Genomic DNA, 17846 nt, shown 5'->3' with positions numbered 1-17846 from the left:
TCCCGTCGTTATTTCAGTCTTGCGTCAAACAGATGCGGTATCGCCTGAGCGCTGGCAAGGTAGGTGGCGAAATCAGCGTGTTGCGGGTTAATCAACAGGTTGTTTTCCATTGGCACCACCGCCGAAGGAACCAGTAAACCCACAGAGGTAGCTGAGTCCAGCCATTCAGAACCAATATCCATGGTTTCTTGCGGCGCGGTTAATTGTTGCCAGTTGGCAGGCAATGCGCTGGGTTCTAAGGTAATAATCTCCGCATCAGACACTTCAATGCTCAGCAAGGTGTAATGCTGCAACAGCGCCGCGTCATCGAAATGCACCAGGCATTCGAGCATCGCCAAGGAAACCGAGGTTGCCAAATAGATCATGGCTTTGCCTTTGTGGTTCCAGCGGCCGCCGTATTGCTGGGCACCGTAGCCTGACCATGCGGTATCCAGGAACTTGGTTTTTACGATGCGATAACCGATCACGAGAAAACGCCGTGCTCAAGTCTGCCGATAAGATCGAGCACCTCAACCGCCCCGCTTTCGGTGTTAAGCAGGCTTTCTGGCGTTTCATTCGCCAGGCCACGCACGGGCTTGCGCATCCAGCTTACGGCTTTTTCACGATCGCCTTCGAACAGCGTGACGGCAGCATCAGCTACGCGGATTAAACGTGCGATCTTCTCGCTCTCATCCGGGCTTAATATCCCGGTGCCTGCTTTTCTGCGGCTCAGCGTTTTGGCATTGATGCCGGTGATGCGCAGGATATCCGCTTTAGGAAAACCCGCCCAACTGTGGATGGTTTCAATCACCGAGACCGGTAGCCCCTGGCGCAAGCGCAGGATTAACTCTGGCCCCCTGCTGGCAGGGAAACCGGCAGAGCGCCACAGTTCGTTACTGGTTGGCCTTTTTGATGGGCTGAATGTGCGCATAACACCTCCTAACTTCTCATTTGTCTTACCCCAGTATAGACATTTGTCCCATGCTGCACAATCAGCCAATCTGAGCGTACCTACAATGCCGTTTTCAGCACCTGCGGATTGACGCAGTTTTCTTGCACCGTGCCGGTCAGCGCGGCAATCAGATTATCCACGGCGCAGGCGGCCATACCGTAACGGGTTTCATGAGTAGCAGAACCGATATGCGGCAGGGCTACCACGTTCGGCAGCTTCAGCAGCGGCGAATTCACCGCTAACGGTTCCTGCTCGAACACATCCAGCCCGGCGGCGTGGAGGGTGCCATTTTGCAGGGCTTCGATCAGCGCCGCTTCATCAACTACCGGGCCACGGCCCGCGTTAATCAGGATGCCGCTGTTTTTCATCTTCGCTAATTGTTCGCGGCCGATGATATGGAAGGTTTCGTCGGTCAGCGGCAGAACAATACAGACAAAGTCAGATTCGGCCAGCAGCGTGTCGAGATCGCAGCGGCGGGCGTTAAAGCGTTGCTCCGCTTCCTGATGAACGCGGCGGGCGTTATACAGCACCGGCATGCCGAAGCCGAAGTGTGCACGCTGTGCCAGCGCCAGGCCGATGCGGCCCATGCCGAGAATGCCAATGGTTTTATGGTGCACGTCCACGCCATACCAATCAGAATCGATGCTTTCCTGCCATTCACCGGCCTTCACCCGTTCGGCCACTTCTACCATGCGGCGCGCGGTAGCTAACATCAAACCCATCAGGGTATCGGCGACGGTTTCGGTCAGCACGGTTGGAGTGTGCATCAGCACCACGTTACGCGCGTTGAGCGCATTGACGTCAAAGTTATCGTAACCTACGGCAATGGTTGACGCCGCCCGCAGCCTAGGGGCCTGCTGCAGGAAAGCGTCGTCAATCTTGCCGCCGGAACCGATGATCCCTTCGGCCTGTTGCAGCGCCTGTTTCAAGGCGGGGTTCTCTGGGTTCAGGTCATCGAAGGCATGAACGGTAAAATGTTGTTCCAGCCGTTTATGCAGATCGGAGGGAATGTTTTTGTACAACACAATGGAAGGCTTCATCACAAACTCCAGCAGGCTAACGATTTGTTTAAAATAACATAAAGCGCTGAGCGGAGAAGGACGGGGTTGTGCTGCAAAATCGCGGTATGAGGTGCTGAAATCAGCGGGGCTCTCGCCCCGCGCGGAATTATTACAATGGGCTGAGCGTGATCTCAACGCGGCGGTTTTGCGCCTTGCCTTCGGTGGTGCTGTTGGAGGCAATCGGTTGATCCGGGCCAACGCCGCTAGAACGGATGCGGTTGGCGGCAACACCCTGGGTGATCAAGGCGCTAGCAACGCCGTCGGCACGTTGCTGTGACAAAGTCATGTTGAGCGCACGAGCACCGGTGCTGTCGGTATGGCCCACCACGTTAACCGCCGTTTTTTCATACTCTTTCAGCACCATGGCAACGCCTACCAAGGTGTTGGCTCCCGCCGGTTTCAGCGTGCTGCTGTTGGTATCGAAGGTGACGTTATTCGGCATGTTCAACATGATATTATCGCCCTGGCGGGTAACGCTGACGCCGGTACCTTGCATTTTTTCGCGCAGTTTGGCTTCCTGCACATCCATGTAATAACCGGCTCCGCCACCCAGAGCCGCTCCGGCGGCGGCACCGATCAGGGCTCCTTTGCCGCGATCTTTTTTCGATGAAGAAAGCACACCGATACCGGCCCCCAGAACAGCACCAACCCCAGCGCCAATGCCCGCTTTACCGGCCTGTGATTCCCCGGTATAGGGGTTGGTGGTACAAGCGGATAGCGTCATTACAACGGCGACGGCTCCGGCAATCATCGCAATGCGTTTTTTCATGGTTTTCCCTTAAATGGCATCAATATCTGTATTGGCTGATCCAAGATGGACGCGCTAAAGAGCAAAAATGCCTACAGACATTGCGGGGCAAATTACCCGGCAATCTGTGGGAGGGAAACCAGAAAAAGCTGAATTATCAGCGGTAATGAGATCTTTAACATAAGGCTTCCCTTCTCAAAGGGCTGAGAGGGGAAGTACCTCAGGAATAAGGCTGGTCGGCTGCGCTCCAGTTCATAATCAGCGTAAAGGCTTGGGTTTCTTGATTGAACAGACGTTTCATCTCACGAAAACCCTGCTTGCGGTAAAATGCGCAGGCACGCCGATTCCACTCGTACACTTCCAGGCTCAGCCAGCTGTGGCGCTGCTGCACGTAGTTCATCAATGCCTGGCCGATCCCTTTGCCGTGAAAGTTCTGCTTAACAAACAGCGCACCGATGAAACGCTCATTCAACACGCTGATAAAACCGACGATCTCCCCGCTATGCAAGTAAACCCAGTTTTCGGCGCGGGGTAGATAGCTTTCACGTACCAGTTGAGCGCTCTGCTGCCAATATTCTGCCGCAATAAACGGATGCGCCTGGGTCGTACTTGCCAACCACAGCGCCATCAATGTTTCGATATCCGCCAGGTGGGCAATGCGGATTACGCCCTGCGTTGCTTTGGGTGGCTGAAACAGCCGGTCAGGTGATCGTTCACCAAGCCACTGGCCTGCATAAAGGCATAGCAGATGGTGGAACCAATAAATTTGAAGCCGCGCTTTTTCAGCGCCTTGGACATGGCGTCTGAACGTTCGGTTTTTGCCGGAATATCACTCAGTGTTTGCCAATGATTCAGCAGAGGTTCGCCGTCGACAAAGCTCCAGATAAAGGTAACGAAGTCCTCACCGGCTGCTTCCATCGCTAGATACATCTTGGCATTGGTAATAATGGCTTCGATTTTACCACGATGGCGAATGATACCGCTGTCCTGCAGCAGGGTTTCCACATCCTGCTCGGTCATGGCGGCAACGCGTTGTGGATCGAAATTGTGGAAGGCACGGCGGTAGTTTTCGCGCTTTTTCAGGACGGTGATCCAGGAAAGCCCCGCCTGTTGGCCTTCCAGGCAGAGCATTTCAAACAGTTCCCGCGCATCGGTGGTGGGTATACCCCATTCCTTGTCGTGATACTCAAGATACAACGGATCGGTTGTCACCCAACCACAACGCTCGATGGTCATGCTACTGCTCCTTATGCTGTGTTTATTTACAGTTAATCATCGCCTGAAGTGGTCTGGCTGGCAAGCATTTGATTATTTTCTCGTCACATAACTTGACGTAGTGTGAAAGCCCGCAATATTTACTGCATGGCCGCGAGAGAGTGGTCAACGATAAAAATGTAGTTTTGTTCATTTTCTCTGGCTCTGAGGAGCTCATTCATGCTTCTAAAAACGATTTGCATGCCGCGCCCGGCGGTGCTTGCAGTGGCTTTGGCGTTTTGTCTCAGCGCTCCGGTGCAGGCTTACGATCAGCTCTACGTGTTTGGTGACAGTTTGAGTGACACCGGTAACAACGGCCGGTTTACCTATGACAACCGTCAACATCTGCTGTATGACGAAGCGCTGGCGCAGCGGATTGGTGCTGCGCTGGTGGCCTCCGACGATGGCGGCTATAACTATGCCGCGGGTGGTGGAGTGGCGGTGCCTGCGCTCAACCCGGTAGACAATACGCAGGATCAGGTACAGCGTTACCTTGCACGAGTTAACGGCAAAGCGGATGGCGACGGGCTTTATATCCACTGGATTGGCGGCAATGATTTAGCAGCGGCAGCCATGAACCCGGCAACGGCACCGGAAGTGGCCTACATCAGCGCCGCAGCGGCAGCGATGCAGGTGCACTCGTTGCTCAATGCCGGTGCCGGAACGGTGATTGTGCCGACGGTGCCAAATATCGGTTCTACGCCGCAGCTGATGGAGCTGATTATCCAGCAGGCGCTCTCTCCGGTGCAGGGTGCTGCCGTACAGGCGGCCTACGCTACGCTCAATGCGCTGGCCACACCGGATAACGCTGCGCGCCAGCAGGCGATCCATCAGGCGTTGAGCGCCGCTGCGGCACAGGGCAGCGCCGACCCGCAGGTACAACAATTTATTGCCGCGCAACTGATAGCTGCCTTTGATGAACTGAGCGCGCAGGCTGGGCAACTCACCGATTTTTATAATCAGAGTGAAGATCGCTTGCTGGCACAACGTGGCGGCAATATCGTGCGTGTTGATGTCAATCAACTGTTCAGTGAGGCGATCGCCAACCCAGGGCAGTTCGGTTTCACCAATACCGCCGGGATGGCCTGCCCGGCTGGGTTATCATCGGCGGTCTGTAACGCGTCCACGCCTGGTTTTGATGCCAGCCAGTCTTATCTGTTTGCCGATCATTTCCACCCTAGTCCGCAGGCACACCAACTGATTGCTGACTATATCCAGGCGGTGCTTGACGGCCCGGCGCAGGTCGTGGCGCTCAACCAGGCGACAGCGGCTATGGCGCGTGACAGCCGATCTACCCTCGACGGCCGTTTTCAGCAGTTGCGATCCGGTAGCAATCCACAAGGTTCCTTTGGGGTATTCGGGGGTTATGCAGGTCAACGCTATGATTACTCGGCTAATCAGGTGGCGGGTGATGGTGATGCTACCACGCATAACCTGACGGTGGGGGTGGACTATCAGTTGACGGATGACTGGCTGATCGGTGCTCTGCTGGCCGGTTCCAATGACGATCAGCAACCCTCCAGCCGTTATGAATATAAAGCGCGTGGTTTATTGTTCTCTGCTTTTAGCAGCTTGTCGCTGTTTGAACAGGGCTGGGTGAACGCAGACGTGCATTACATGACGATGAATTACGACGATATTCGCCGCAGTATGCAATTGGGCTCACTCACGCGCACGGAAACCGGTTCAACCTCGGGTAAACAGTGGGGCGCGCGCGTAACCGGCGGCTATGATTTCCCGCTGACCTCCTCTTTAACTACCGGGCCGATGGCGCAGTTTGCCTGGGATTACAGCAATGTTTCTGGTTACAGTGAGGACAGCAACGACAGCACCGCGATGCGTTTCAACGATCAAACTTATCGTTCACAGATTGCGGCTCTGGGGTGGCGGTTGGACGCGCAACTGGGCGTGGTCAACCCTTATGCTGAGGTGAGCTACCAGCATCAGTTTGGTGATGATGTTTATCGTGCCGGTGGTGGGCTGAAATCCACCCAGACCTCCTTTACCCGTGACAGTGCCAGCCAGGATAAAGACTGGGTCAATATGACACTGGGGGCGAATATGCCGCTGACCGATCGGGTAGCAGCTTTTACCTCGGTTTCACAAACCGGTGGCCTGAGCAGCGGTGAGCAATTTATGTATAACGTTGGGATAAGCGCGCGCTTCTGATAACAACAAAAACAGGGCCTTGCAGGTAAGGCCCTGTTTGCCGTCACGGTTAGGATAAAAATCCTTGGGCGCTAACAAGAAAAAGTACAGGTACTGACTATACTTTTGTATAGTCATTATGTACTCTTAAATGCATAACAAGCCTGATCGTTATTGGCTAGAATGAAGCACTGACAAAACCCTATTTTCAGAATCAGATATTTGCTCAACACCAGGGAAACTTTGTTTATTTTGTGAACTGTATATTGATATATACGGTGTTTTTTCGTCGATTTTTCTTTGTGGTTCTCGATTTACTCTTACCTTGCCATCCTCTCAGGCTCTTTCAACGGCTTTCTGCAGGTTTTAGTACGTAGATGTACGGATAGCGAAACTCAGGTTCTATGTTACAATTTTATCTTTATCAGGATGATAAGGAGGTGGCCAGTGTCTGATTTATTTTTCAATAATGAGTTTATTAACGCCACCATAAAAAACTATTTAGAACGCAACTTGGTGGAATATAAAAATATCAAGTTCGTCTATGGCATAATGAATAAAAGGAACCCGGCTGATCTGGCGATTATTTCCAACAAAACAGAATGGTTTGATATTTACAAAGAAAATAACTACCAGTTTATCGATCCGGTGGTTATCACTGCCACACAGCGGGTAACGCCGTTCCCGTGGGATGAGAACCTCATGATAGGTTCCGGGCTGAAGCTTTCAAGAATTTTTGATATGGCCAAGAATTACGATGTTATCAATGGATATACCTTTGTTCTGCACGATTATAACCATAATCTTGCGGTGCTCTCTATTCTGATCGATAAACAGTGCGGAATTAATATAGAAGAAATAGAAAGTAATAAACATAAAATTCAGATGCTATTGCTAACAGCACATGAAAAGCTCACTGCGTTTTATCAGGAACTGAACGGTAAGTCCTATTTTGATAAAATGAATAACCAAGAAATTTTCTCAAAGCGTGAAAATGAGATTATTTATTGGGCCAGCGTGGGGAAGCCCTATCAGGAAATCGCCACCCTCTTGGGGATAAAACTCACTACGGTAAAATATCATATCGGTAATGCGGTAAAAAAATTAGGCGTCACCAACGCCAAGCATGCCATCAGGCTGGGTATGGAGTTGCAGTTGATCAGGCCGGTTCTCCCCGAGATGGAATAATAGGGGCACTCAGCAGGGCAGCGGGTAAGCAAAAGTGCTGGTTGCTGTCCTAAAGTGGCCTATTTAGCGGTTATTCTCCCGATGATTCACACTTGTTGCGGGATTCTGGCTGTATATCTTACGGTCAACGGGTATACTGACAAACTCCATTAAATCCACTTGTATCGCGTGCGAATTCAACATGCAAAAGTTTGATACCAAGACCTTTCAGGGCCTGATCCTGACACTGCAGGACTATTGGGCGCGTCAAGGCTGCACCATCGTTCAACCACTGGACATGGAAGTCGGCGCGGGAACCTCTCATCCGATGACGTGCCTGCGCGCACTGGGGCCGGAGCCGATGGCTACCGCCTACGTGCAGCCATCACGCCGCCCGACCGACGGCCGTTACGGGGAAAACCCGAACCGCCTGCAACACTATTATCAATTCCAGGTGGCGATTAAGCCATCGCCGGAAAACATTCAGGAACTGTACCTGGGCTCGCTGAGAGAGCTGGGTCTGGATCCGACCATTCACGATATCCGCTTCGTAGAAGATAACTGGGAAAACCCGACGCTCGGCGCCTGGGGCCTGGGCTGGGAAGTGTGGCTGAACGGCATGGAAGTGACGCAGTTCACCTACTTCCAGCAGGTTGGCGGCCTGGAGTGTAAACCGGTTACCGGCGAGATCACCTACGGCCTGGAACGCTTGGCGATGTACATCCAGAGCGTGGACAGCGTTTACGATCTGGTGTGGAGCAACGGCCCGTTGGGCATCACCACCTACGGCGATGTGTTCCACCAGAACGAAGTGGAGCAGTCTACCTATAACTTCGAATACGCCGATGTCGATTTCCTGTTCAGCTGCTTCGAGCAGTACGAGAAGGAAGCGCAAACGCTGCTGGCACTGGAAAAACCGCTGCCGCTGCCGGCTTACGAACGTATCCTGAAGGCTGCCCACACCTTCAACCTGCTGGATGCACGCAAGGCGATCTCGGTGACCGAGCGCCAGCGCTATATTCTGCGTATCCGCACGCTGACCAAAGCCGTTGCCGAGGCCTACTACGCTTCCCGCGAAGCGCTGGGCTTCCCAATGTGTCATAAGAAATAATAGAGGCAGCCATGACTCAACAGACTTTCCTGGTGGAAATCGGCACGGAAGAGCTGCCGCCGAAGGCTCTTCGCTCACTGGCAGAAGCTTTTGCCGCGAATTTTACCGCCGAGCTGGATAACGCCGGTCTTGAACACGGTGCCGTAAGCTGGTTTGCCGCACCGCGCCGCCTGGCGCTGAAAGTAGCCAACCTGAGCGCCGCACAGGCCGATCGTGAAGTGGAAAAACGCGGTCCGGCGATTGCCCAGGCATTCGATGCCAGCGGCCAACCGAGCAAAGCGGCCGAAGGCTGGGCGCGCGGTTGTGGTATCACCGTCGATCAGGCTGAACGCCTGGTGACCGACAAAGGCGAATGGTTGCTGTATCGCGCCCATGTGCCTGGCCAGTCTGCGCAGCAACTGCTGGCAGGCATGGTGAGCACCGCGCTGGCCAAATTGCCGATCCCGAAACTGATGCGCTGGGGCGATAAAGAGACCCAGTTCGTGCGCCCGGTGCACACCGTCACCCTGCTGCTGGGGGCGGAGCTGATCCCTGGCACCGTGCTGGGTATTGATTCTGCGCGTACGATTCGCGGCCACCGCTTTATGGGTGAACCGGAATTCACCATCGACAACGCTGACCAATACCCGCAGATCCTGCAAGAGCGCGGTAAAGTGATTGCCGATTACGCAACCCGCAAAGCGCTGATCAAGCGTGATGCCGAGCTGGCAGCGCAGAAGATCGGCGGCAAAGCCGATCTGAGCGAAAGCCTGCTGGAAGAAGTGGCCTCGCTGGTGGAATGGCCGGTGGTGCTGACCGCCAAGTTCGAAGAAAAATTCCTGGCGGTACCGGCAGAAGCGCTGGTGTACACCATGAAGGGCGACCAGAAGTATTTCCCGGTGTACGACGCTGCGGGCAAACTGCTGCCGAACTTTATCTTCGTGGCTAACATCGAATCGAAAGATCCGCAGCAAATCATCTCCGGTAACGAGAAGGTGGTGCGTCCGCGCTTGGCCGATGCCGAGTTCTTCTTCAATACCGATCGCAAAAAACGCCTGGAAGACCACTTGCCGCGTTTGGAAACCGTGCTGTTCCAACAGCAGTTGGGTACTTTGCGCGACAAAACCGACCGCATTCAGGCGCTGGCGGGTTCGATCGCCGGGCAGATTGGTGCGGACGTCAACCATGCCACGCGCGCCGGGCTGCTGTCGAAGTGCGATCTGATGACCAACATGGTGTTCGAATTCACCGACACCCAGGGCGTGATGGGCATGCACTACGCACGTCACGACGGTGAAGCAGAAGACGTCGCCGTTGCGCTGAACGAGCAGTATCAGCCGCGCTTTGCCGGTGACGAACTGCCGCAGTCGCTGGTGGCCTGTTCGCTGGCGATCGCCGACAAGATGGACACCCTGGCCGGTATCTTCGGCATCGGGCAACATCCTAAGGGCGATAAAGACCCGTTTGCTCTGCGCCGCGCCGCGCTGGGCGTACTGCGTATCATCGTCGAGAAAAACCTGCCGCTGGATCTGCAAACCCTGACCGAAGAGGCCGTGCGCCTGTACGGCAGCAAGCTGACCAACGCCAAGGTGGTGGACGAGGTTGTCGACTTTATGCTGGGCCGTTTCCGCGCCTGGTATCAGGAAGAAGGCCACGCGGTAGACACCATTCAGGCCGTATTGGCACGTCGCCCAACCAGACCGGCTGATTTTGACGCGCGCGTGAAGGCGGTGACGCACTTCCGTACGCTGGAAGAAGCGGCGGCATTGGCGGCAGCCAATAAGCGTGTCTCCAATATTCTGGCGAAATCCAACGATACCCTGTTGGAGCAGGTGCGTGCTTCGGTGCTGAAAGAACCGGCTGAACTCAAGCTGGCGACTCACCTGGTGGTGTTGCGCGATAAACTGCAACCGGACTTCGCCGCAGGCCGTTATCAGGAAGCCTTGGTAGAACTGGCTGCACTGCGTGAAACCGTTGATGCCTTCTTTGATGGCGTGATGGTGATGGCAGAAGATGAAGCGGTGCGTGTGAATCGCCTGACGCTGCTGAGCAAGCTGCGCGAGCTGTTCCTGCAGGTGGCGGATATTTCGGTATTGCAGTAATAACCGGCTGTTGGCAGTAGCGTCCTTGCTAACACCGTTCGCTTAAAAATATCTTAAATGAACGGTGTTAGTCTCAAGGCAGCTTTCTCGGTTATATCAACCATTCGGGCCGGTTGACTAAGATATCTGTAACACACCTGACTTAACTCTCTATATTTATAGAGGGTTAAGTCATTACAAAGTAATCTGGGGATGTACCACACCGCAAGCTTTGGCATATCTAACCAGCGTATCTAAACTGGCTTTCACGATATTAGCTTCCATACGTGAAACCGTTGGCGGTGTGACACCCATTCGTTCAGCCACCTGTGCGCGCGTTAACCCTGCATGGCTACGCCATTCAGCCAGCATGGCTTGTAAGCGTTCTTTCCGCTCTTCGGCTTCATAAGCCGCTTGTACTTCAGGATCTGACATCAAATCAGCCCTCACAGTCTCCCAGGTAACACCTTTAACTTTCTTCATTGAGCATCTCCTCAAGCCGTTCAAAAGCGAGCGTTATCTCTCCTGAAGGGGTTTTCTGCGTTTTTTTGATGAACACTCTAAGCAGGTAGATATTTTTCCCCTTCTGATAAACATACAGCCCTCTAGCGATATCTGTTCCCATCGTTCTGAGTTCAAACAAACCGTCCCTGAGGGGTTTGCTATCAGGTTCCCGCAATGCCGTCGCATTTATTTTTAGCTTATCAATCAGACGGATCATTTTGGCTCTGATAATAGGGGGGAGTCCGCTGATTTCATCTGGCACATCATCGTGCAATATTACGTTGAACACGGTATTTCCCTCCGCTATGTAATATTAGCATAAAAGTTAAATTGCATTATAAGCTAATTTTCTGCGTGTTTGCCAAACTGCTTTTTATGTCATAAAACAGAGCAGACCATGCACCCTAATGCAGCATCAGTGCCCCCGTTTGGTGCGCAGAACATCACCGTGCCCCAAGAACACATCCTCCCGCTTCTGCCGCGCGTAAATATAATTATCATTTAATTCAATGCATTAAATAGAAAATCGCCTTATTTGAGATGAACCAATAAAAATTGGTTCTTTTCTTGCTTATCTATTAATAACGCCTGTTGTGCGTTTAATGGCCTTGTGGTAGCTTTGTTGTTAATTAATTGTAAAATAATTATATCAATACTCTCTTATTTGATTGAAATATAGGCGAACCAATAATGGATGAGATGGCTGGCCGTACCGCAAACTCCAGTTCCGCATTGGAAAAACTTCGTCAACTGCTCCAGCAAGATGACATTCAACCCGATCTGGCCCTGCCCACCGAGCGTGAGCTGGCGGAGCGTTTTGCCGTGGGTCGGCGTGAAATTCGCCGGGCGCTGAACGTGCTGGAAGAAGAAGGGCGGATCTGGCGCAAACAGGGCAAGGGGACGTTTGTTGGCCCGGCCGCGCCGGTGCAGCCGCTGCAATTGCAGGATTTGCCGCAGCAGTCGAACCTGCTGGAGGTGATGGAAGCGCGTATCCAACTGGAACCAGGCTTGGCGCGTTTAGCGGCGCTGCGTGCCAGCAAAGAGCAGATCGCCCTGATGCAGCGCCTGCTGGAACGGATGCATCGCATCACGTTGAACGATAGCGATCAGCATGAGCTGTGGGACAGCGCTTTCCATCGCGCCATTGCCGAGGCCGCAGGTAACCGCCTGATGCTCAGCCTGTTTGACGCCATTGATGCCGTGCGCCGTGAACCCGCCTGGCAGCACCTGCGCGTGCAGGCCCGCACGCCAGCGCGGTTGGAAAATTATGACCATCACCACGTTCGCCTGATTCAGCACATTGCGGCACGCCAACCGGTGGAAGCCGCGCAGGCGATGCGTGAACACCTGCTGGCGCTGCAACAGGCGCTGCTTGAAGCGATCAATCTGGGTGACGAGGAGCTGCCATGACCCTTTCTTCTGCCAGCCCTGCGGTGCTGCGCCTGCACGATCTCAACGTCCAGTTCAGCGGTTCGCCGGTCACGGTGCTGGATAACATTTCACTCACCGTCCACGCGGGGGAAACGCTGGCATTGGTGGGCGAGTCCGGCTGTGGCAAGAGTATTACCTCGTTGGCGCTGATGGGATTATTGCCCAGCAGTGCTCAGGTCAACGGCGGTGAGATGTATTTCAATCATCACGATCTGCGTCAGTTAAGCGCTCGCGACTATGCCGATCTGCGCGGCAACCAGATGGCGATGATTTTTCAGGAGCCGATGACCTCGCTTAATCCGGCGTTTACGCTTGGCGATCAGCTCAGCGAAGCGGTGATGCGCCATCGCAACTGTAGCCGCCGCGAGGCGATGGATCTGGCGCTGGAGATTTTGGAAAAGGTGCAGATCCCGGCAGCGGAAATGCGGCTGAAGGCTTATCCGCACCAGCTTTCCGGCGGGATGCGTCAGCGGGTGATGATCGCGATGGCGTTGATCAATCACCCGCAGTTGCTGATTGCCGATGAACCGACCACCGCGCTCGACGTCACCATTCAGGCGCAAATCCTGGTGCTGCTCAACCAGCTTAAACAGGAAACCGGCACTGCGGTGCTGATGATCACCCACGATTTGGGTGTGGTGGCCGAAGTAGCGCAGCGGGTGGCGGTGATGTACGCCGGGCAGGTGGTGGAAAGCGGCGAGGTAGCAGAGGTGTTTAACGATCCTCAACACCCTTACACCATCGGTTTGATGGGGTCGATTCCCAGCCTCGGTGCCCGCAGTGCCAAACTGGCAACCATTCCTGGCAACGTGCCGCTACCGGAGCAGATGCCCGCTGGCTGCCGTTTTGCTACTCGTTGCCCGTTTGCAGAGGCGCGTTGCCACCAGCAAAAACCCCCACTGCAAGTGCTGAATCCGCAGCATCAGGTCGCCTGTTTCCGCGCACCGCTGGAACACTCCGTGGCTCAGGGAGTATTGATATGAAGACACCCATCCTTGCCTGTACCGATTTAAGCAAAACCTTTAGCGGCCCCACGTCGCTGTTTAAGCGCAACAAACAGGTGACCGCCGTTGATCGCGTCTCGCTGCAAGTGATGCCCGGTGAAACCTTGGCGATCGTCGGTGAGTCCGGTTCGGGTAAATCGACACTCGGCCGTCTGCTGCTGCGCCTGCTGGCGGCCAGCCACGGGCAGGTGTTTTATCAGGGGGAAGAGATTACCCACGCCAGCGGCACTCGGCTGAATCAACTGCGCCGCGAGCTACAGATTATTTTTCAGGATCCGTTTGCCTCGTTGAACCCGCGCATGACGGTAGAAAACATCGTGGGCGAACCGATCTGGCTGCATGAACAGCTGTCGAGCCGCGATCGTCAGGAAAAAGTGCATCAACTGCTGCGCACCGTCGGCCTGCCTGCCGCTTGGGCACAGCGCTATCCGCACGAGTTTTCCGGTGGCCAGCGTCAGCGCATCGGCATTGCCCGCGCGCTGGCCAGTGGTCCCAAGCTACTGCTGGGTGATGAGCCGGTATCTGCGCTGGATGTGTCAGTGCAGGCGCAGGTGGTCAATCTGCTGGAGAACCTGAAATCACAGTTTGGCCTGACCATGGTGATCGTGGCGCACGGCTTGGCGGTGATCCGCCATATGAGCGATCGCGTGGCGGTGATGTATTTGGGGCAGATCGTCGAATTGGCCAGCGTCGATGAGATTTTCGATGCGCCGTTGCACCCTTATACCCAGGCGCTGATCGCCTGCGCGCCGCAGCTAAAACCCGGCGTTGAGCGTGAGATACCGATGCTGCTGGGCGATCTGCCGAATCCGGCCGCACCACCCAGCGGCTGCCGCTTTCATACCCGTTGCCCGCACGTTCGCGACGAATGCCGTCAACATGAGCCGATTAATCAGGTTTTAGCCGGTGGCCGTCAGGTGGCCTGCCATCGTTGGCAAGAGATTAATCGCGATCGCAGCGTGATTGAAATTGCCCCACCGTCATCCGCCTTTTTACGCCGCCGCGCGCTGTTTGAGCAGGCAGTTAATCAAAAATCATCAACCCCTCTGGAGAAGTGAAGCGATGAAAGGACGTCATATTGTATTGAGTGCGCTCGGTGGCCTGCTGCTGACAGGAGCCAGCGTTCAGGCACAGGCAGAAAGCACGATACGTATTGGCTTGGGGGCCGATCCAGACATGTTGGATCCGCATCTGGCGCGTACCTATTACGGCCGTTTTGTATTTGCAGCGATGTGCGATCGGCTGGTGGATATTGATGAAAACCTGAAGATTGTGCCGGGGTTGGCCACCGATTGGGCGTGGAGCGATGAGGGTAAAACCCTCACTATGAATCTGCGCCAAGGGGTCACTTTCCATGACGGTGAACCATTCGACGCTCAAGCGGTGAAATTCAATATTGAGCGGGCATTAACCCTGCCGGGATCGCTGCGCAAAAGCGAAATCTCTTCCATCGAGTCTGTCGAGGTTGCCGGGCCTTATCAGGTGGTGTTGCACCTGAAAACCGCCGACGCGGCGCTGCTCAGCCAATTTACCGATCGTGCCGGAGCGATGTTGGCACCGAAAGCCGCTGCCAAAGCGGATTTCACTGCCCACCCGGTGTGTTCCGGCCCTTACCAGTTTGACAGCCGCGTGCAGCAGGATCGCATCGTGCTCAAGCGCTTCGAAAACTACTGGAATAAGTCTGCCTACCACTTCGATAAGGTGGTGTTCCTGCCAATCCCCGACGCCTCGGTACGTTTGGCCAACCTGCGCTCTGGCGATCTCGATCTGACGGAAGGCATTGCCGCCAGCGATGTGAAAACCGTAGAGGCCAATCCGAAACTGAGTCTAGCCAAGGTGACCGGCCTGGGTTATCAGGGCATTACGTTTAACATCGCCAACGGTAAAGTCGACCCTAACAACCTGTTCGCCAAAGATGCGCGGGTGCGTGAGGCTTTCTCTCTGGCGATCGATCGCGATGCGCTCAATCAGGTGGCGTTTGAAGGGTTGTTTACCCCGGCTAATCAGGGGATTTCCACCGTCAGCCCTTATCACGTCAACATGCCGATTGCTCCACGTGATGTCGAGAAAGCCAAAGCGTTGCTGGCTGCCGCAGGGGTGAAGACGCCGCTCGACGTGACGCTGCTGGTAACCAATAGCCCAGCTTCACAGCAGGTGGGTCAGGTGCTCCAGGCGATGGTTGGCGAAGCCGGTTTTAATCTCAACCTGCAAATGAATGAATTCGCCACCTTGCTCGATCGTCAACAGCGCGGTGAATATCAGCTCAGCCTGTCAGGGTGGTCAGGGCGGCCGGATCCTGATGGCAGCATTTTCTCGTTTGTTCACAGCAAGGGCACGCTTAACGACGGCGGCTACAGCAACCCGCAGGTCGACGAGTGGCTGACGCAGGCGCGCCAGACCAACGATCCGGCGGCGCGTCAGGCGCTGTATGACAAGGTGGTGAAGCAGTTGAACATCGATATGCCGATTGCCTACCTCTATTTTGAGCCGCGCATTTTTGGCCTCAATAAGAAACTGGAAGGCTTTAAGGCCTGGCCAGATGGTCTGGTGCGTCTTGCCGGTGTGAAAATGGCGCCCTGAGGGCATGCGGAGAAGCACTGATGGTTGAATTGATCTGCAAGCGCCTGCTGCTGGCCATCCCCACGCTGCTGCTGGTGAGCATTATGGTGTTCTCACTGCAAAAGCTGCTGCCCGGTGACCCGGTGTTGGCGATGGCGGGTGAAGAGCGCGATCCGGAGGTGATTGCGCAACTGCGCGAGGAATATCACCTCAACGATCCGATCCCGGCGCAGTATTTTTACTGGGTAAGCAACGCGCTGCGCGGTGATTTAGGGGTTTCGCTGCGTACCAAAGAGCCGGTCACGCAGCTGATTATCAGCAAACTGCCGGTGACGCTGGAGCTGTCGCTGTTGGCGATGATAGTGGCGTTGCTGGTGGGGATCAGCATGGGGATTATTGCGGCGGTGCGTAAGGGCAGTTGGGTCGATCATACCACCAACTTTGTGGCGCTTTCGGGGATTTCGGTGCCGCATTTCTGGCTGGGGATCTTACTGATTCTGCTGTTCTCGGTGCATTTACAGTGGTTTCCCGCCTCGGGCTATGTGCCGCTCAGTGAGAGCATTCCGCAGAATCTCAAAACGCTGCTGCTGCCCGCGCTGGTGCTGGGCACCGGCCTGGCAGCCACGCTGATGCGCCATACCCGCGCTTCGATGATTACCGTATTGAAGGCCGACTATATCCGCACCGCGCGGGCTAAAGGGCTGTTACCGCTACGGGTGATCCTCAAGCACGCCTTTCGCAACGCGCTGGTACCGATCATCACCCTGACTACGCTGCTGTTTGGCGAACTGCTGGGGGGCGCGGTGCTGACCGAGCAGGTGTTCACGCTGCCCGGTTTCGGCAAGATGATTGTCGATTCGGTGTTTAACCGTGATTACGCGGTGGTGCAAGGCGTGGTGCTGGTAGTGGCGATCGGTTTCCTGCTGCTTAACCTGCTGGCGGATGTGCTCTACGTGCTGATTAACCCGAAAATGCGAGGCTGACCATGAGTGAAGTTTTGGTTTCCGATACGGCGGCGGTTGCACCGCTGCGCGCGCCGGGTAATCGGGTATTGAAGAAGTTTCTCGCCAATAAAAGCGCAATGATTGGGGCGGCGATCGTGCTGCTGTTTGTCGTAGTGGCGCTGTTGGCCCCTTGGTTGGCGCCGTTCGATCCGGTGAAAGCCAACTTTCTGGCGGTGCGTAAGCCGCCGTCGGAGCTTTACTGGCTTGGCACCGACGAACTGGGGCGAGATATCTTCTCTCGTCTGATTTGGGGGGCGCGTACTTCGCTGTTGGCGGGCTGTATTTCGGTGATGATCGCCATCGCGATCGGCGTGCCGCTGGGCCTGATCGCCGGTTACTGGCAGGGAATTTGGGACGGCGTGATTTCACGCGTTATCGAAGCGCTGCTGGCTTGCCCGTTCCTGATCCTGGCGATTGCGCTGGGTGCCTTTCTTGGCCCCAGCCTCGGCAACGCCATGATTGCTATTGGCCTGTCGGCGATGCCGATTTTCGCCCGCCTGACGCGGGGTCAAGTGCTGGCGGTGCGCCATGAGGAGTATATCGACGGCGCACGGGCCATCGGCCTGCCGGACCGCTGGATCGTGCTGCGCTATGTGTTGCCCAACGTGATGTCACCGATTCTGGTGCAGGCCACGCTGGCAATCGCTGCGGCGATTATTACCGAAGCCAGCCTGTCGTTTCTCGGGCTGGGCCAGCAGCCGCCCAATCCTTCGTGGGGGGCGATGCTGAATACGGCGAAAGGTTATCTGGAACAGGCACCCTGGATGTCGATTTTCCCAGGGATCGCCATTTTTCTCACCGTGCAGGGCTTCAATTTGCTGGGTGACGGGCTGCGAGACGCGCTCGATCCGCGTAACGACTGAC

General features: G+C 55.1%; 18 protein-coding genes. 10 read left to right on the top strand and 8 right to left on the bottom strand.

The features are described from left to right. Positions 1-8: 8 nt before the first annotated feature. The 6 genes from AC2A1E_RS08670 to AC2A1E_RS08645 form a co-directional block, all read right to left on the bottom strand. Entirely contained in the window at positions 9-467 is a 459-nt protein-coding gene (locus tag AC2A1E_RS08670) for an RES family NAD+ phosphorylase (protein WP_484383408.1), read from the bottom strand. Further along, positions 464-910, bottom strand: coding sequence for a type II RES/Xre toxin-antitoxin system antitoxin (parS, locus tag AC2A1E_RS08665; RefSeq protein ID WP_484383407.1), 447 nt, complete (start codon positions 908-910; stop codon positions 464-466). Before parS ends, AC2A1E_RS08670 begins: the two co-directional genes overlap by 4 nt. A gap of 80 nt (positions 911-990) precedes the next feature. Further along, the gene (gene ghrB, locus AC2A1E_RS08660; RefSeq protein ID WP_484383406.1) at positions 991-1971 is read right to left on the bottom strand and encodes a glyoxylate/hydroxypyruvate reductase GhrB; all 981 of its coding nucleotides are present in this window, start codon (positions 1969-1971) and stop codon (positions 991-993) included. Between the two features lie 130 nt (positions 1972-2101). Beyond that, positions 2102-2761 carry an OmpA family lipoprotein gene (locus tag AC2A1E_RS08655; RefSeq protein ID WP_484383405.1) on the bottom strand — a complete coding sequence of 220 codons (660 nt, stop codon included), beginning with the start codon at positions 2759-2761 and terminating at the stop codon, positions 2102-2104. Between the two features lie 199 nt (positions 2762-2960). Next, the gene (locus AC2A1E_RS08650) at positions 2961-3404 is read right to left on the bottom strand and encodes an N-acetyltransferase (RefSeq protein WP_484383457.1); all 444 of its coding nucleotides are present in this window, start codon (positions 3402-3404) and stop codon (positions 2961-2963) included. After that, entirely contained in the window at positions 3404-3976 is a 573-nt protein-coding gene (locus AC2A1E_RS08645) for a DNA-3-methyladenine glycosylase I (protein ID WP_484383404.1), read from the bottom strand. The genes AC2A1E_RS08650 and AC2A1E_RS08645 overlap by 1 nt, the downstream gene beginning before the upstream one ends. 198 nt (positions 3977-4174) lie before the next feature. On the opposite strand from AC2A1E_RS08645, the gene AC2A1E_RS08640 reads away from it, so the two are divergent. From AC2A1E_RS08640 to glyS, 4 genes are all read left to right on the top strand, one after another. Beyond that, positions 4175-6163: an autotransporter outer membrane beta-barrel domain-containing protein gene (locus AC2A1E_RS08640; RefSeq protein ID WP_484383403.1), complete on the top strand. Its 1989-nt coding sequence runs from the start codon at positions 4175-4177 to the stop codon at positions 6161-6163. Between the two features lie 426 nt (positions 6164-6589). Further along, entirely contained in the window at positions 6590-7330 is a 741-nt protein-coding gene (locus AC2A1E_RS08635) for a helix-turn-helix transcriptional regulator (protein WP_484383402.1), read from the top strand. A 181-nt stretch (positions 7331-7511) separates the two neighbouring features. Further along, positions 7512-8420, top strand: a complete 909-nt coding sequence (gene glyQ, locus AC2A1E_RS08630) for a glycine--tRNA ligase subunit alpha (protein WP_473189217.1) — start codon at positions 7512-7514, stop codon at positions 8418-8420. Between the two features lie 11 nt (positions 8421-8431). Further along, positions 8432-10501 carry a glycine--tRNA ligase subunit beta gene (gene glyS, locus AC2A1E_RS08625; protein WP_484383401.1) on the top strand — a complete coding sequence of 690 codons (2070 nt, stop codon included), beginning with the start codon at positions 8432-8434 and terminating at the stop codon, positions 10499-10501. A 174-nt stretch (positions 10502-10675) separates the two neighbouring features. Here glyS and AC2A1E_RS08620 read toward each other — a convergent pair whose 3' ends face one another. Further along, a complete protein-coding gene (locus AC2A1E_RS08620) occupies positions 10676-10963 on the bottom strand; it encodes a helix-turn-helix domain-containing protein (protein WP_484383400.1) in 288 nt (95 codons plus the stop codon). Continuing rightward, on the bottom strand, positions 10950-11273 hold the full coding sequence (locus AC2A1E_RS08615; protein ID WP_484383399.1) for a type II toxin-antitoxin system RelE/ParE family toxin: 324 nt from the start codon (positions 11271-11273) through the stop codon (positions 10950-10952). The genes AC2A1E_RS08620 and AC2A1E_RS08615 overlap by 14 nt, the downstream gene beginning before the upstream one ends. 401 nt (positions 11274-11674) lie before the next feature. Between AC2A1E_RS08615 and AC2A1E_RS08610 the strand changes: the two genes are divergently transcribed. From AC2A1E_RS08610 to AC2A1E_RS08585, 6 genes are read left to right on the top strand one after another with little or no spacing between them, the layout of a single operon-like run. After that, the gene (locus AC2A1E_RS08610; RefSeq protein WP_484383398.1) at positions 11675-12394 is read left to right on the top strand and encodes a FadR/GntR family transcriptional regulator; all 720 of its coding nucleotides are present in this window, start codon (positions 11675-11677) and stop codon (positions 12392-12394) included. After that, positions 12391-13398 carry an ABC transporter ATP-binding protein gene (locus AC2A1E_RS08605; protein ID WP_484383397.1) on the top strand — a complete coding sequence of 336 codons (1008 nt, stop codon included), beginning with the start codon at positions 12391-12393 and terminating at the stop codon, positions 13396-13398. The genes AC2A1E_RS08610 and AC2A1E_RS08605 overlap by 4 nt, the downstream gene beginning before the upstream one ends. Beyond that, positions 13395-14477 carry an ABC transporter ATP-binding protein gene (locus AC2A1E_RS08600; protein ID WP_484383396.1) on the top strand — a complete coding sequence of 361 codons (1083 nt, stop codon included), beginning with the start codon at positions 13395-13397 and terminating at the stop codon, positions 14475-14477. The genes AC2A1E_RS08605 and AC2A1E_RS08600 overlap by 4 nt, the downstream gene beginning before the upstream one ends. A gap of 4 nt (positions 14478-14481) precedes the next feature. Beyond that, complete coding sequence (locus AC2A1E_RS08595; RefSeq protein WP_484383395.1) at positions 14482-15999, top strand: ABC transporter substrate-binding protein; 1518 nt, start codon at positions 14482-14484, stop codon at positions 15997-15999. Between the two features lie 20 nt (positions 16000-16019). Continuing rightward, positions 16020-16961: an ABC transporter permease gene (locus AC2A1E_RS08590; protein ID WP_484383394.1), complete on the top strand. Its 942-nt coding sequence runs from the start codon at positions 16020-16022 to the stop codon at positions 16959-16961. Positions 16962-16963: 2 nt separating this feature from the next. After that, positions 16964-17845, top strand: a complete 882-nt coding sequence (locus AC2A1E_RS08585) for an ABC transporter permease (protein WP_484383393.1) — start codon at positions 16964-16966, stop codon at positions 17843-17845. The last annotated feature ends 1 nt before the right edge of the window (position 17846 follow it).

Source organism: Serratia sp. HNCC26DJ206 (genome assembly GCF_057180605.1).
Note: the sequence above shows the minus strand (reverse complement) of the source record. Positions and strands in the feature narration are given on the sequence as shown.